Here is a 16,218-nt window from a genome sequence, read left to right on the forward strand (position 1 = left end):
GATGTAGGTGCAGTAAAAGCGGCGACTGATGCAGGAGCAGCAGCAGCAAGTGCTGTTGGAGAATTAATTTCTGTTCATGTAATTCCACGCCCTCACACAGAATTAGATTCAATTTTACCAGATTAATTATATTTTAATAAAAGAAATAGGGTGATGCCATGAAAGTAATTACGGAACAAAATATTAGAATGGCAATCCTAAAGGGTAAACTAAAAAAAGGTGATAAAGTAGTATCAGATGATACTACTTTGATCACCCCTTCTGCGTTATCTTATATTAGAGAAAAGGGTATTCTCATATCGAATACACAAAATAATAAAGAAGATAAAGAATCTCCAATAATCAATAATAAAAACGAAAATTCTAGTGATGATTTTGTTATCAAGATTTTTGATTATTTAATGGACATTTTAGGGAAATTGAATGAACTTCAGTCTTTTAATTTAAGTATTTATACTCAGTCCAGTTGGTCAATTATCAATGATATTTTTCTAATGATAGATTCCGGAAATTGTTCTTCTACTTTAGAATTAGACAATAAATTATCCAGTGATTTAATAAAGAGCGTATATAATAAAGATATTTATTTACCAATACCAGATTTAGGAGATAAGAGGTTGATTCTTTTATATCAAATATACTTTAAGGAACTTTTTCTTTATAGAAAATTACAGATACATGAAGATCTTGACGCTATTCTGGTAGACATTTATAAATTAATTTATTTATCTGCGAACGAAATCAAGCGGATAAAAAGTGAGGTGTTGTAAATTTGAATGTTACAAATATTGAAAACCTAGCTGAAAAAGTAGTACAGAGGGTAAAGGAAAAAACCGGACAAACATTTGAAGTAGAAGCCTCAGGTAGACATATTCATTTATCTGAAGAAGATTTGAAAACATTGTGCGGAGAAAATTTTGAATTAAATCCAGTAAAATACCTTTCTCAACCTGGTCAATTTGTTTCGCAACTAAGGCTTACGATTGTTGGCCCCAAAGGTCATCTTAATAATGTAGTAGTTCTTGGACCAGTACGAAAAAATTCTCAAGTGGAGGTTTCATTAACTGATGGGAATACCTTGGGGTTGAAAGCACCAATTCGTATGAGTGGAGATATTGAAGGGACTCCTGGAATTACTATAGTCAATGGAAATAAGTCAATTACTATTCAAGAAGGATTAATTGTAGCAAAAAGACATATTCATGTAAAAACTAGCGATAAAGAAAAATTGGGAGTTACTAATGGCGAAATAGTAAAAGTTAAAGTTCTAGGTAAGCGACCACTTATTTTTGATGATGTAGTTATTAGAATAGATGATGATTTTGCTACCTATATGCATATTGATTTTGACGAAGCAAATGCCTGTGGATCATCAAAAGGAACTCAAGCATATATTGTGAGAGGGTGAGTTAATGAATTCTGATGAATTAGTTCGTCTTGTAACAGAAAAGATACTTGAACAACTAAAAAAAGAATCATCAAAACGTTTTTTAGCACTAGGAAAAACTTTAGATATAAGTTTAGATGTTGATATTACGAATGATCCCGATGAGCTTTTGAAAAGTCAAGGAATAATTGTGAAGGGATTAGGTTGGGAGAGCTTATTTCGTTTAAAAAATCTAGTAAGTATAACTCAGAACGAAGAGGTAATCATAAAAGGTTTATTAGAGGATAAGTTAATAATTCTTATTCGACCAACCAACTGGCCAAAAAATAAGTTAATGATATCAAAGGCTGAAGAGACTCTTCGGGACTTAAAACGAATGGGATTAGTTTTCCTACACGAAGAAGAATTAAATAATTATATTAATTCTCAAGGGGTTAAAGAGCAACAAAGTTTTATTGGTCAACCAATGAAAACAAAGAAAAAATTAGTCACTGTGGATATATTACGAGAAGAATATGATTTAAAGCAATTAACAGAATTTAAAAAAGAGCCTAATATGATAATTACTGCTTTGGCTAAAGATTATTTGCAAGAGAATAATATTAAATTGATTTAGGAGTATAGAGTTATGTTAATTGGAAAAGTTGTAGGAAATTTATGGTCTACAAAAAAAGATGATAAATTAAATGGGAATCGATTTCTTATCATCCGAAAAATGAAAAATAGTGAAGAAGTCGAAGAAAAAATCTATGTTGCAGCAGATAAAGTAGGAGCTGGGATTGGCGAATTAGTTTTAGTGACTACTGGGTCAAATGCTAAACTAACCTTTGATAGCCAAACCCTCCCAATCGATATGGCAATTATAGGAATTATTGATTCTATCGACTTGTCCGAGTGAGGAGAAGAAAAATGGGAATAAATGAAATAATAATGTGGATAATCGCAATATTTATGATTTTAGGTTCAATTGATTATGTATTAGATAATAAATTTGGTTTGGGTGAACAATTTTCTGAAGGTATAATGGCGATGGGAGCCTTGTTCTTATCTATGGCGGGTATTATCGTGATTGCACCTTTATTAGCTGATATTCTTAGTCCAATTATCGTTCCTGTTTTTAGGTTGGTGGGCGCAGACCCAGCTATGTTTGCGGGAACTATTTTAGCGAACGATATGGGAGCATATTTCTTAGCAAAATCAATGACAGAGAATCCTCAAATTGTTGCTTTGTCAGGACTTACTCTAGGTTCAATGATGGGGGCAACAATTGTGTTTTCTATACCAGTATCACTAGGAATAATTGAAAAAGAAGATCAAGAATATTTAGCAACAGGAATTTTATGTGGAATGATGTCCATTCCATTTGGAACTTTCGTTGGTGGAATTCTAAGTGGTATGAATGCTATGACAGTTTTAATAAACTTAATTCCTATTATTGTTGTAGCTGTATTAATTGGTTTAGGTATGTGGAAAGCACCACATAAAATGATTTCTGGATTTAAAGTTTTTGGTAAAGGTGTAGTCATTGTTGCAATTATTGGTTTGATTATTGGTGGTTTGGAACAGCTCACAGGTGTGAAATTAATTGAAAATGTAGCTCCAATATCAGATGGGTTTATGACCGTTGGTCCTATTGCTATTACATTGGCCGGTGCATACGGTTTAGTATTTGTCATCACAAAAGTTTTCAAAAAACCATTAATGAAATTTGGAAGTCTGTTAGGAATGAATGATGTTGCTGCTGCAGGTTTAATAGCATCTTTAGCTAATAATATAGCAATGTTTCAAACGATGAAAAATATGGATAAACGAGGAAAAATAATTAACGTCGCTTTTGCAGTTTGTGCCTCTTTCACCTTTGGTGATCATTTAGGTTTTACAGCGGGTATAGATACTAATGCAATTGTTCCTATGATTGTATCTAAATTAGTTGGCGGAATTATAGGTGTCCTTATAGCATTAGTGGTTGTTAATAGTATGTATCCGAGAGATAAACAAACTATTGCTGTAAGTGAATAGGAGGACAGAGTATGTCGATTGATAAAGATAAATTAGAACTTATGGTTAGAGAAGTTTTAAAAGAAATGCTTGTAAAAGAATCAGATACTCATGGAGTAAAAAAAATAGAATTACCGAATCTGTCTGTTAGAGAAGAAGATAGAATGGATACAGGTAATCCTAATGATATTGTTTATACTCGAGATTTATTTACTCTCGATGAGAGTCCGCGTTTAGGCTGCGGATTAATGGAAATGGAACATACAACTTTTGATTGGACACTGACTTATGATGAAATAGATTATATTATTGAAGGAGAATTATCAATTAATATTAATGGAAATACGATTACTGCGGGTCCAGGTGAAATTATTTTAATTCCAAAAGGATCTTCTATTCAATTCTCTGTAAAAAATAAAGCAAGGTTTTTATATATCGTATATCCAGCAAATTGGCAAAATGTATAATATATAGAAAAGAGGGTATAGGATGTTTAATGAAGTTTTAAGTATTAATGGACAATCTTTAAAAAATAGACTTGTCATGGCTCCTATATCCTTAAATTTTTCAAAAAAAGGGTATTTAACTAAAGAAGAAGCAAATATATTGATTAATCGTTCAAAAAGATGTGGAATGCTCATTCTTGGTTCACATGCATTAAACACAAAAGTTTGTGGACTGGAAGATGGATGGATTTTAGATAATCAAAACGATAATCTAGGTATTAATTACTTGATTAAACAGGCCCATAAAAATAATGTGAGAGTTATTATTCAATTATATGATGGAGAACAACAAAAAGAAAATAATGATGAAGCAATTAATCGATATTCAAGAGAAACAAGTATTATTAATCATTTAAATGAAAACAAAATACATGAGAAAATATTAGCTTTTATTAAAGCTGTTGCTTTAAGTATTACTTTGGGGTTTGATGGTGTTGAAATTCATGGAGCGAATTCATTTTTGATTCAACAATTTTTATCCCCTTACTATAATCAAAGAACGGATAAATGGGGCGGCACTCAATCTAATCGTGAATTATTTCTTAAGAAAATTTTACAAGCTATAAAAAGATTAAAATGCTTAATGAATAGGGATGATTTTATTGTTGGGTTAAGAATGATTCCAGAGGAATTACCTGGCGGAATTACAATAGAAGATTCCATACATTTATTAAAAAATTTGTCTGTAAATGAATTAAACTATGTACATTTATCTTTGAGACTTTGGAAACAGAAAGATAAAAATGGTAATTTAATAGTCGAAAAGTTAGCAAAAAGTTTGGATAAAGACATTTTATTAATTAATTCAGGTCAAATTTTAAATCCGACAATTGCAAATCAATCATTAGAATATTGTCATTTAGTATCTATTGGGAAGTCTTTGTTAACTAAGAGCTTTTTCGAAGATTTAGATTGTGACATTGAGCGTGAATTAGCTGATTTTCTTCATCTTCAGAATAACTTTAAGCCCCAAAAAATATTTTTACGAAATAATTTACGAATCATGGGACCTCTATCTTTGATGTCTTCTAACAAGGAAGGTACTATATCAGCTGCTGAATTTTCTTTTTATTCAGAAAGAGCTAAAAATATTGATTTAGTTATTTTTGGTGCTACTGCAGTTTCATTTTCAGGGAAATGTATTATCAACGGACCTGATTTATTTAAGAATATTCATGTTTCTAGCTTCCAAAAATTGATTCGGAAATTTAAGGAAAAAAACTGTTACTCAATTATCCAGTTATACCATGCTGGAAGATTTGGAAAAAATTCAATATATTTTAAAAATAACTTAAATAAATTAATTAATCAGGGAGAAATAGATTCCAATTTTGTACAAGAATTATTTGAAATCTATTGTTCATTTGGAAAGTCAATGCAGTTAGCATTCTCAGCAGGTTTTAAAGGGATTGAGATTAATTTAACAGATCCTTATCTCTTAGGAAACATAATGAAATCTAATAATTATTATCTTCGTATTCTTTTGATAAAATCTTTACTAAAAATATTTTATAATATTAAAAAGATTAATGATTACTCAAATTTTTTGATTGGAATAAGAATCAATCCTGAAAATTTTGCATGTGAAATGAATGAGAGGATATTTATTCAAGAGTTTGTTATGGAAATACATCCCTATATAGACTACATTAGTTTTAATGTTAATGATTATCAAACTATAAATTCGTTGGCTATGATTGAATTGATTAAGAAATCTAGCCAAAATAAACTTTTCCATCTCATTTCCGGAGGTATTAGAAATGAGCAAGATAAAGAATATATGAAGAATTTTAATCTAATACCTATGCAAGTTAGACCATTTATTTTTAATAATAATGCGCATGAGATTGAAAGAGAAGAGAAGTTAAATATTCTCAATTCCCGAATAAAAATGAATGAGTTACGAATTCCTATTTCTTTTCAGAAATCGATGAAAGAATCTAGAGAATGGTATGTTGAATAGAATAAACTATTTATATTTAATGTTTCTAAAGTTATAATGATATTAGAAAATAGGGAAGTGGAGTGGAAATCTCCCGCGGTCTCGCCACTGTGATACAGGAAAACCTGTTAAGCCAGATTACTAATAATTTATCTTTTTCTACGAAGTATAGGAGAAGATTCTTTGCTCCATAAGGAGTATGGATTTTTCTATACTTCTTATGGAGTTTTACTTTGTTGATAACTGATTGGGGTGAAGTATGAAAGAAATAATGATATCTGGGGTTTCGAGTGGAGTAGGGAAAACGACCATAACCCTAGGCCTAATGGAAGTTCTCAAACGTCGAGGTTATACAATTCAACCTTATAAAGTAGGACCAGATTATATAGATACAGCTTTTCACCGTCGATTATGTGAAAGACCTTCGATTAATTTAGATGAGTTTCTTGTGCCAAATTCTACAACTTTACAAGCATTGTATTTAAGAGCACTAAATGAGGCAGATATATCGGTCATTGAAGGAGTTATGGGATTTTATGATGGCTTTGGTATTGATAAGTCATATTGTTCTAGCGCCGGCATTGCAAGAAAACTTAAAATTCCTGTTGTACTTGTCATTGATGGCCAGGGTACATCTACAAGTGCTGCCGCAGTAGTAAAGGGTTTTATGGAATTTGATAAAGAAATAAATTTTATAGGAGTGATTATTAACAGAGTAGCTTCGTACCAGCATTATCAATTAATTAAAAAAGCAGTTGAACAATATAATTCTATCGAAGTTTTAGGATATTTAAAGAAAGATATGGCCATAACCATTCCTTCTAGGCATTTGGGTTTAGTGCCCGAATCAGAATTACTTAATTTAGATGAAAAATTAAATACTCTGGCAAAAGAAATGGAAAAAACAATTGAGGTTGATAGGTTACTTGAACTTTCTGATTTTCATATAAATTCTCAAGAAGAGATTAATAAATTTGTAGAAAAAAATTTATCAGCTTTTACAGATAATATTAACGGCAAAGGTTTAAAAATAGCGTATGCGAAGGATGCAGCCTTTTCTTTTTACTATCCTGATAATTTGACTTTGTTAGAAAGTATAGGCATTGAACTAATATCATTTAGTCCCTTGAAAGACAATATTTTGCCAAAAGCGGATGCATATTATTTTGGTGGTGGGTTTCCTGAATTATATGTAAAAGAATTATCTCAAAATAACAATTTAAAACAGGAAATCAGATTAGCCTTCCAAACTGGAAAATCAATTTTTGCTGAGTGCGGGGGGTTAATGTATCTTGGAGAGAAGTTTGAGGAAAGGGATGGATCACAATATTCATTAGTTGGTTTAATTCCAGGGAAATCTTACATGACTCCTAAACTAAAACGCTTTGGATATTGTAAATTTTTTCCAGAGAAAGATATTGAAATTGCTGAAAAAAACTGGGAATTACGTGGACATGAATTTCATCATTCGGATTTTCATTCAGAGAGTAATTATGCTGGATATTCTCATAAAGAACGTGATGGTCAAATAATAAAAAGATGGCAATCCGGCTATCAAATCAATAATTTATTTGCCAGTTATTTACATATCCATTTTTATCAGCATCCAAATTTTATAAAACATTGGATAAATAATATAAAAGAAGGAAATAAAACTCTATGAATATGAATTTGATGATGTTTTTTGGTGCATTTTTATTAGATCTTTTTTTAGGAGATCCTTATAGTTGGCCTCATCCGGTTAAACTTATGGGAAAATGGATTAACTGGTTTTTGAATAAGTCTGATTATCAGAATAAGAGTAAAAAAAGACAGCAATTACTAGGTTATCTACTAATTATTTCTCTAATTATCTTAGTTGTTTGTATAGGTCAAGGCGTTTTACTAGTTTCTTCACACGCATCTAAAACTCTATATATTATTATTGGTATGTACTTTAATTATACTTGTTTTAGTATTAAATGTTTGAGAGACGAAAGTGAAAAGGTCCTATCCGCTTTGCAGAATAATTTAGCTTCTGGTAGGAAACAATTATCAATGATTGTAGGTCGAGATACAGAACAATTAAGTGAAACAGAAGTTTATAAAGCATTAATTGAAACTATCGCAGAGAATACTGTCGACGGTTTTATTGCTCCAGCATTATTTATTGCCTTTCTAGGTCCCATTGGAGGACTTGTTTACAAAGCAATCAATACTTTAGATTCTATGGTGGGATATCGTTACTCTCCTTATACCTACGTAGGGAAGGCATCTGCTCAAATTGATGATCTAGTAAATTATGTACCTGCCAGAATAGGCTATATAGTTTTTATTATTTCAAGTCTTATACTTAACTATGATTGGAAATCAGCAATTAGTATAGGCTGGCGAGATAGATATCAACATCTAAGTCCAAATAGTGGTTGGTCAGAAGCGAGTGTAGCAGGTGCATTAGGCATCGAATTAGGCGGGGGCCACTTATATAAAGGGAATTTTGTCGAGAAACCATCGATTGGTGAATCCAAAAAAATTGTATCGGTTAACCAAGTGTATCAAACTCTCACTTTGATGTACTATTCGGGGACTATATTATCATTAGTTATAGGATTATATCTTGTGTATGGAGGGTAATATGAATCAATATATAAAAAAGCCACATAAAATTACAAATCGAAGTTTTGAAATTATTCATGAAGAAATTTCTCAAATTAATCCAGAATATAAATTTTCATCTCCCCTACAAGAGGATATCATCGTTCGTGCCATTCATACTACAGCAGATTTTGATTATATGAATAACCTTGTATTTAATAAAAATGCTGAGCATATTATTCAAAAAGTTATCCAGAATGGAGGACATCTAATTACTGATACAAATATGGCTTTAGCTGGCATAAATAAAAAAATTCTCGATCAATTTTCTTGTAGCTATCACTGTTTCGTAAATGATACAAGAGCTTTTAAATTGGCTAAGCAAGAAGGTATTACTCGATCTATGGCTGCGATTACTTTGGCCAGTCAATTAAAAGGGCCGAAAGTCTATATAGTGGGAAATGCTCCCACTGCAATCTATCAATTATTAGAATCAGTAGAAGCTGAGAAGATAGATATTGAAGCTGTAGTGGGTGTACCTGTAGGCTTTGTTGGTGCAGCAGAATCAAAATTAAAATTACATCATTCAAACATTCCAAGCATAGTCGCACTTGGTAGAAAAGGTGGAAGCAATCTAGCTGCGGCTATTATTAATGCAATTCAATATAATATTCAAGGCATTATTCATCAAGGATAGGTGAAAAGATGGAGGAATATATTTCATATAATGGTAAAAAACTTAGAAAAGGCTATACTACTGGAAGTTGTGCGACGGCAGCAACGATAGCGGCAGTAAAAATGTTAATAGAACAAAAAAGAATTGATCAAGTAAAATTGATACCACCAGCAGGGGTAGAATTAATAATACCTATATATAATTGCTTGTTCAATTCTTCTCAAGCATCATGTTCAGTCATAAAAGATGGAGGAGATGATGCAGATGCAACTCATGGAATGCATATTTATTCAACTGTTACTTGGAATAATAACAGCGAAATAGAAATCATTGGGGGTGAGGGAGTGGGGGTTGTAACTCAGGAAGGTTTAGCTATTCCGGTAGGAGAAGCCGCAATTAATCCTGTACCTCGTCAGATGATAAGTTCAGAAGTGCAAAAGCTATTACCTAAAGATGTTGGTTTGACTATTGAAATATCTGCTCCGGGTGGTGAAGATGTGGCTAGAGGTACGATGAATCCCCGACTAGGAATTATGGGTGGAATTTCCATTTTGGGAACGACGGGAATTGTTACGCCAATGTCAGAAGAGGGTTGGAAACAATCTATTACTATAGAAATGGAACAAAAAAAGAAAATAGGTTTTAATAAAATTATTTTAACACCTGGAAATTATGGTGAGGAATTTATCATTGAAAAAACAAAATTGAATAAAGATTATATGGTTCAAATGAGTAATTTTGTCGGCTATGTACTATTAGAAGCTATGCGATTAGAATTTGAAGAGATTTTGTTAGTAGGACATTTGGGAAAATTTATTAAAATCGCCGGTGGCATTTTTTCAACTCATAGTAAAGATGCAGATGCAAGAAATGAAATTATGATTGCTAATTTAGCATTAATGGGGGCACCTTTATCCTTATTAGAGGAAGTTGATAAATCTTTAACAACTGAAAAACAAGCTGAATTAATTATAAAAGCAGGTTATGAACAAGTCTATCAAAGAATCGTTCAAAAAATTAAAAGCAGGATTTTAAAATTATATCAGTTTCGAGCTCCTCATATTAAAGTCGAAGTAATAACTTTTTTAACTCAAAATGAAATTATTGTTAGCACAAGATCATTGGAGGAGTTGGAAAAATTATGGCAATGATACATGTCTTTGGGATTGGACCCGGTTCAACGGAAATGATTATAAAGCAATTCGACAATATAATTCAATCTTCAGATGTAGTTATAGGGAGTCGCAGACAATTACAGGTTATTCCAAAAAAATTTTCTGGCAAAAAAATCATTCTACCAAAACTCAATCAACTATTGACAATATTAAAAGATTTTCTGGCGAAAGATAAGACAATTGTAATTTTGGCATCTGGAGATCCGTTGTTTTTTGGAATTGGAAGCTATATGATAAATCAGTTTGGGACAGATAAAGTTTACATTTATCCAGGAATAAGCTCTGTTCAATATCTATTTAATAAAATTGGTCTATCTATGAATGATTGTTATCTTACTAGTAGTCATGGACGGATTGTGGATTTTGGAACTTTAGTGACTCAGAAAAAGATAGGAATGGTAACAGATGAGAATAATGGACCATATGAAGTGGCTCAAGGACTGCTTAAACAAGGATTAACTGAAGCAACAGTTTATATAGGAGAAAATCTATCCTATGAGAACGAGAAAATTACAAAATTTAGATTGGAAGAAGTTCCAGATAAAGAATACCAAATGAATGTGGTGGTTATAACACGATGAAAGATAGTGAATTTCTAAGAGATAGGGTTCCTATGACAAAAGAAGCGATTAGAGCAATATCAATTGATAAATTAGAGGTCCATAAAGCTAAACGATTTCTTGATATAGGAGCAGGAACCGGGAGTATTAGTCTTCAGATAGCCTCTATGTATCCCGATATTGAGGTTATTGCGATTGAAAACAAACTATTGGCAAGTCAATTAATTCAGAAAAATTGTGAACATTTAAAAATAAATAACGTGAAAATAATTCAAGAAAAGGCGCCCATCAATAAACCACTTGGAAAATTTCAAGCCATATTTATCGGTGGAAATGGAGGGAATTTATCAGAAATTATTGAATGGATAGATGAGTTAATGGATGTTAATAGTAATTTGGTTTTAAATTTCATCCTTCAAGAGCATGCTCTGGAAGCAGAATATTTACTAAAAGAAAAGGGATGGAAAGAAGTTGAAATGATTTCTGTTTCAGTTTCTGATTGGACACAACTTGGGTCTGGTCATTATTTTAAACCACAAAATACTACACTTATTCTAAGTGCTAAAAAAGGAGAGAACAATGAAAAATAAGGTGACTTTTGTTGGAGCAGGCCCTGGAGATGTCGAGTTAATTACTCTAAAAGGATACAAAACACTTCAAAATGCAGATATGGTAATTTATGCAGGTTCTTTAATTAATACTAAATTATTGAAATATTGTAAAGAAACTTGTGAATTACATAATAGTGCTACCTTAGAACTAGGAGAAATTATTAATTTAATGAAAAGAGGTATTGAATCGGGATATTCTGTAGTAAGGCTTCAAACTGGGGATTTCTCATTATATGGATCAATACGGGAACAAATAGAAGAATTGAAAAAAATTAATATTGATTTCGAGGCAATACCTGGAGTGAGTTCTTTCTTAGGTGCTGCATCTGCAGTGGGCACAGAGTTTACCGTTCCAGAGGTTTCTCAAAGTTTAATTATTACACGGATGGCAGGACGTACACCAGTTCCTTTAAAGGAATCACTCAGATCTTTTGCACAACATCAAACATCTATGGTTATCTTTTTATCTATTCAAGGAATAAAGGACGTTGTATCAGAGCTATTAGCAGGTGGTTACTCAGATAAGACTCCAGTGGTAGTAATTTATAAGGCAACCTGGCCAGATGAAAAAATAGTAAAAGGAAACTTAAGCAACATTGCAGAAAAGGTAATAGAAGCTGACATAACTAAGACGGCACTCATTATGGTAGGAGATTTTTTGGGAGAGACATATTACTATTCTAAACTCTATGATAGTGAGTTCAGCCATGAATATCGCCAATAATATTCAAAAAAAGTATTCAAGATATTCTCATCCTAATGTAGCTTTGGTGTCTATTACCAGAGATGGTCAGATTTTATCGGAAAAAATTAAAAAAAGAGTATTTCCTCAAGCAATTATATATACGAAATATACTAATCACTTAAACACGAAAGAAGAGCCTTTAATTGAAGATAGTGCTATTAAAACAATTCAATACCTGATGCAAAATAAGACAGATTTAATCATTACTATTATGGCTTCAGGAATTACTGTAAGAGCTATTGCTCCCTGTCTACGGGATAAAACTATTGATCCTGCAATCATCGTCATAGATGATCAGGGCCACTTTGTTATTTCGCTGCTGAGTGGTCATTTAGGTAATGCGAATAATTGGGCTAAAGAAATTGCAATTAAAATTGATTCAACCCCTGTTATTACAACAGCTACAGATTCAAAAGAAAGAGTAGGTGTCGATGAATTAGCAAAGTATGTTCATGGTTACTATACAAATTTTAAAGAACAGACTCGCTTATTTAATCAATTAATTGCAGAAGATAATAATATTGCATTAATTAATGAAGCAGAAGTTCCATTACCAGAACAGCTAGGAAAAATAAAAAATATTGATAAGCAGATTTGGATGTTAAATCCTGAAAGCTATCAAGGAACGATTGTTATTAGTGATAAGTTTGAGGAAATATTTTATCAACAATTCAATCAAAGAGTTTCAACCCCTATACTCCAGTTGATACCACGTCAATATGTTATAGGAGTAGGTTGTCGCAAAGACATAGAATTCCCAAAATTATTAGAAAACTTTAAAAAGTTTATGCAGGACCAAGATTTAAGCATCTACGCTGTTAATAAAATTGTGAGCATTGATATTAAAAAGAATGAATTATCAATTCAGAAATTAGCCCAAAAACTAGGTGTTGAATTTGAAACATATTCAAAAGAAGAATTAATAAAATATGAAAATTTATATCCTGGATCTTCATTTGTTAAGAAAAAGGTAGGTGTTTCAAACGTAGCTCAAACTGCGGCACATCATGCTACTAATTCCAAAGTTTTGTCTCAACGATATGCATATGATGGATCCACTTTTGCTATTGCTAAAAAAATCAAGGGAGATGAATAAATGTTATATATAGTCGGATTAGGACCCGGATCAGCTGAATTAATGTCCCCTATGGCCCAAAATGCATTAGAAAATGTAGATGTTATTGTAGGATATACTACTTATATAAAATTAGTGAAAGAATATATTAAAGATAAAGAAGTTGTTAATACCGGAATGAAAAGAGAAATAGATCGGTGCAAAAAAGCGATAGAATTAGCAGAAAATGGCCAAGATGTTGCTGTTATTTCAAGTGGAGATTCCGGAATATATGGAATGGCAGGATTAATTATGGAAATTCTTGCTAGCCAAAATAGTAATCTAAAAATTAAAGTTGTTCCAGGGATTACTGCAAGTATTGGTGGAGCAGCATTATTAGGAGCGCCACTAATGAATGATTTTTGTCATATTAGTCTTAGTGATTTAATGACACCATGGGAAATCATCGATAAAAGACTGAATGCAGCTGCTCAAGGAGATTTTGTTATCTGTTTATATAATCCTAAAAGTAAAGGAAGACCGAATCATCTAAAGAAAGCTTTAGATATTATTTCTACTTATAAAGGCGAAGAAACTATTGTTGGTATTGCTAAAGATATTGGGCGAAAAAAAGAGAAAGTAATTGTAACGACTATTAAAGATTTAGATGATTCAATCGTAGATATGACTACAACTGTTATTGTCGGAAATAAATTTACCAAAGTTTATAATGGGATGATGTATACCCCTAGAGGATACAATTTATGATTCTATTGTTTGGTGGAACATCTGATAGTCTTAAAATTATGGAAGAGTTAAAAAAAAATAAATATCAAACTCTACTTTCAGTGGCAACGGATTATGGGAAACGATTTTCTAAAGCATTTGAGCCAAATGTCGTTCAAAAACGTATGAATCTGATTGAGATGGTGGATTTTATTGATAAGCATAATATTGATTTAATAATTGATGCCTCTCATCCTTTTGCTGATTTAGTATCAAGAAATGCAATGCAGGCAGCGATTGATAAAAATATTAAATATATTCGTTATGAAAGGCCCTCTGTAATCTTGCCAAATTATGTGGAGTGCGTTAAATCAACTGAGGAAGCTTCTCAAATTGCCTTGTCGAGTCTTACACAGCAAGGAATAATCTATCTAACGACAGGTAGCAAAACGTTGAAAGAATTTATTTATAGAATTCCTAAGGATAGATTATGTGTGAGAGTTTTACCTACTGGTGAAGTTCTACAAGAATGTGAAAAATTAGGATTAGAAGCACACCAAGTTCATGCGATTAAAGGACCATTTTCATTGGAATTGAATAAAGAGTTATATCGTAAAGTGAAGACTGAAGTAATGATAACCAAAGAAAGTGGGAAAATCGGTGGAACTGATGTGAAAATAAAAGCTGCTCACGAACTAGGAATAAAGGTAATATCGATAGGGCGACCAATTCTCAGATATCCATTAAAATTTGGAGATATAAAAGAACTAATAGATTTTCTCAAAAGTGGAAAGTCAGGTGAATAGAATGAATACTAATAAAGTCTATATTGTAGGTGCTGGCACAGGAAGAATTGAAAATCTAACTGTTAAAGCAAAAAATTTAATTGAAAAAGCAGATATAATTTTCTACGACAGATTGATAAATGACAATTTGCTAATGTTAACAAAATCAGATTGTAAAAAAGTGTATGTAGGAAAAAATCCTAATGGCAAAGCAACCAGTCAGGATACAATTATTAATCAATTAATTGATGCGGTCCAACACTTTCCAGTTGTATTACGTTTGAAAAGTGGTGATCCTTACATTTTCGGTAGGGGTGGAGAAGAAGCCAAGATACTTTATGATAAAAATATTCCTTTTGAAGTCGTTCCCGGGATAAGTTCTTCAATGGGAGGGCTGACCTATGCGGGTATTCCTATCACTTATCGAGATATTGCTTTAGATTTTCATGTGTTTACCGGACATGCGAAGGACGGAGAAGCAAAGCATGATTGGAAATCCATTAGTCAACTCAAAGGTACTTTAGTATTTATGATGGGAGTCAAGCATCTCAAGAATATTACAGAATCATTGATTAAAAATGGTAAAGATCCTCAAACACCTGTTGCTATAATTGAATGGGCTAGCCGTAGTCATCAAAAACTTATCATAGGGGATTTGAAATCTATCTATGTTAAAGCTTTGAAGGCCCAAATTCAGCCTCCATCTTTAATAATTGTTGGGAAAGTTGTTAACTTTAATGATTCGCTAAATTATTTCATGAGAAAGCCTTTGTTTGGTTTTAAGATCGCTATTCCTCAGTCGCAATCTAGAGTATTGTTACCATTACTCGAAGATTATGGAGCTGAAGTGATAATGTTCTCTTCTCCAATTAAAAGGATAAAGACGATCAATTTATCAGAAAGAGCTTTATCTTCAACCTTATATTTTTTAGATATAAGTTCAGTAGATTCTTTTATAAACTGGATGATTGAAGAGAAAAAAGATTGGCGACAGTTGGCTTCTCTTAAAATCGTTTCCGTTGGGAATCATACATATCATCGTTTCAAAGAAATAGGAATTCAACCCAATGAAAATATTGAGAATCTAATTTCGTTGCAGAAAAAGAAAATGAATGGAAAAGAAATTTATTTGGCAAGTGAAGAGACCAGCCAACAATTACAATATATTATTAAAAGCTTTAATATGAATAATGTCATTATTACTAGTCAAGAAGAGTTCAATATTGCTGAAAATTCTCCTGCGATAAGAGAAGTAGATGCGGTAATTTATTCTAATACTAAGGCTGTCAGAAGTATGCTTCGATATGAAGAGTATGTTGATTATAAGACTATTCCTTCATACTGTTTAGGAAATCAAAGCAAAAAAATGTTGGAAGATTTAGAATTTAAAACTATTTATATGTCTGAAGAAGGAACCTATGAGAGTCTAATGGAATTATTAATTTCACAAGTACCTTCTGAATATGAGGAGGATTAATT

At 31.9% G+C, this 16,218-nt stretch carries 19 protein-coding genes and 1 riboswitch; all 19 genes read left to right on the forward strand.

The window, feature by feature from the left end; all coding sequences use genetic code 11:
• Positions 1-126: BMC domain-containing protein (locus BMX34_RS04080; RefSeq protein ID WP_143440727.1), on the forward strand; the 126-nt coding region annotated here is incomplete at its 5' end.
• A 32-nt stretch (positions 127-158) separates the two neighbouring features.
• A complete protein-coding gene (locus BMX34_RS04085; protein WP_092571078.1) occupies positions 159-770 on the forward strand; it encodes a hypothetical protein in 612 nt (203 codons plus the stop codon).
• A 2-nt stretch (positions 771-772) separates the two neighbouring features.
• A complete protein-coding gene (gene eutD, locus BMX34_RS04090; protein WP_092571080.1) occupies positions 773-1,408 on the forward strand; it encodes an ethanolamine utilization phosphate acetyltransferase EutD in 636 nt (211 codons plus the stop codon).
• A 4-nt stretch (positions 1,409-1,412) separates the two neighbouring features.
• Positions 1,413-2,003, forward strand: coding sequence for a hypothetical protein (locus BMX34_RS04095; RefSeq protein ID WP_092571082.1), 591 nt, complete (start codon positions 1,413-1,415; stop codon positions 2,001-2,003).
• Between the two features lie 12 nt (positions 2,004-2,015).
• Positions 2,016-2,285, forward strand: coding sequence for a EutN/CcmL family microcompartment protein (locus BMX34_RS04100; RefSeq protein ID WP_092571084.1), 270 nt, complete (start codon positions 2,016-2,018; stop codon positions 2,283-2,285).
• Between the two features lie 11 nt (positions 2,286-2,296).
• Positions 2,297-3,406 carry an ethanolamine utilization protein EutH gene (eutH, locus tag BMX34_RS04105; RefSeq protein WP_092571086.1) on the forward strand — a complete coding sequence of 370 codons (1,110 nt, stop codon included), beginning with the start codon at positions 2,297-2,299 and terminating at the stop codon, positions 3,404-3,406.
• A gap of 11 nt (positions 3,407-3,417) precedes the next feature.
• Positions 3,418-3,852 (forward strand): cupin domain-containing protein, encoded by a 435-nt coding sequence (locus BMX34_RS04110; protein WP_092571088.1) that lies wholly within the window; start codon positions 3,418-3,420, stop codon positions 3,850-3,852.
• A 22-nt stretch (positions 3,853-3,874) separates the two neighbouring features.
• Positions 3,875-5,854 (forward strand): oxidoreductase, encoded by a 1,980-nt coding sequence (locus BMX34_RS04115; protein WP_092571090.1) that lies wholly within the window; start codon positions 3,875-3,877, stop codon positions 5,852-5,854.
• Between the two features lie 31 nt (positions 5,855-5,885).
• A riboswitch (adenosylcobalamin (AdoCbl) riboswitch) is annotated at positions 5,886-6,018 on the forward strand.
• A 74-nt stretch (positions 6,019-6,092) separates the two neighbouring features.
• Positions 6,093-7,496, forward strand: a complete 1,404-nt coding sequence (locus BMX34_RS04120; RefSeq protein WP_092571092.1) for a cobyrinic acid a,c-diamide synthase CobB — start codon at positions 6,093-6,095, stop codon at positions 7,494-7,496.
• A complete protein-coding gene (gene cbiB / locus BMX34_RS04125; RefSeq protein WP_092571094.1) occupies positions 7,493-8,446 on the forward strand; it encodes an adenosylcobinamide-phosphate synthase CbiB in 954 nt (317 codons plus the stop codon). Before BMX34_RS04120 ends, cbiB begins: the two co-directional genes overlap by 4 nt.
• A 1-nt stretch (position 8,447) precedes the next feature.
• Positions 8,448-9,104 carry a cobalt-precorrin-8 methylmutase gene (locus tag BMX34_RS04130; protein WP_092571096.1) on the forward strand — a complete coding sequence of 219 codons (657 nt, stop codon included), beginning with the start codon at positions 8,448-8,450 and terminating at the stop codon, positions 9,102-9,104.
• 8 nt (positions 9,105-9,112) lie between these two features.
• Positions 9,113-10,234, forward strand: coding sequence for a cobalt-precorrin-5B (C(1))-methyltransferase CbiD (gene cbiD, locus BMX34_RS04135; protein WP_092571099.1), 1,122 nt, complete (start codon positions 9,113-9,115; stop codon positions 10,232-10,234).
• Positions 10,225-10,839, forward strand: a complete 615-nt coding sequence (gene cbiE / locus BMX34_RS04140; protein ID WP_234971673.1) for a precorrin-6y C5,15-methyltransferase (decarboxylating) subunit CbiE — start codon at positions 10,225-10,227, stop codon at positions 10,837-10,839. The genes cbiD and cbiE overlap by 10 nt, the downstream gene beginning before the upstream one ends.
• Entirely contained in the window at positions 10,836-11,408 is a 573-nt protein-coding gene (locus BMX34_RS04145; protein WP_092571101.1) for a decarboxylating cobalt-precorrin-6B (C(15))-methyltransferase, read from the forward strand. Before cbiE ends, BMX34_RS04145 begins: the two co-directional genes overlap by 4 nt.
• Entirely contained in the window at positions 11,398-12,153 is a 756-nt protein-coding gene (locus BMX34_RS04150; RefSeq protein ID WP_092571103.1) for a cobalt-precorrin-4 methyltransferase, read from the forward strand. Before BMX34_RS04145 ends, BMX34_RS04150 begins: the two co-directional genes overlap by 11 nt.
• On the forward strand, positions 12,137-13,270 hold the full coding sequence (locus BMX34_RS04155; protein ID WP_159428842.1) for a cobalt-precorrin 5A hydrolase: 1,134 nt from the start codon (positions 12,137-12,139) through the stop codon (positions 13,268-13,270). Before BMX34_RS04150 ends, BMX34_RS04155 begins: the two co-directional genes overlap by 17 nt.
• On the forward strand, positions 13,271-13,996 hold the full coding sequence (cobJ, locus tag BMX34_RS04160; protein ID WP_092571107.1) for a precorrin-3B C(17)-methyltransferase: 726 nt from the start codon (positions 13,271-13,273) through the stop codon (positions 13,994-13,996).
• Complete coding sequence (gene cobK / locus BMX34_RS04165; RefSeq protein ID WP_092571109.1) at positions 13,993-14,760, forward strand: precorrin-6A reductase; 768 nt, start codon at positions 13,993-13,995, stop codon at positions 14,758-14,760. The genes cobJ and cobK overlap by 4 nt, the downstream gene beginning before the upstream one ends.
• A gap of 1 nt (position 14,761) precedes the next feature.
• Positions 14,762-16,216 carry a uroporphyrinogen-III C-methyltransferase gene (gene cobA, locus BMX34_RS04170; RefSeq protein ID WP_092571111.1) on the forward strand — a complete coding sequence of 485 codons (1,455 nt, stop codon included), beginning with the start codon at positions 14,762-14,764 and terminating at the stop codon, positions 16,214-16,216.
• The last annotated feature ends 2 nt before the right edge of the window (positions 16,217-16,218 follow it).

The organism is Ignavigranum ruoffiae, from assembly GCF_900110675.1.
Taxonomy (GTDB): Bacteria; Bacillota; Bacilli; order Lactobacillales; family Aerococcaceae; genus Ignavigranum; species Ignavigranum ruoffiae.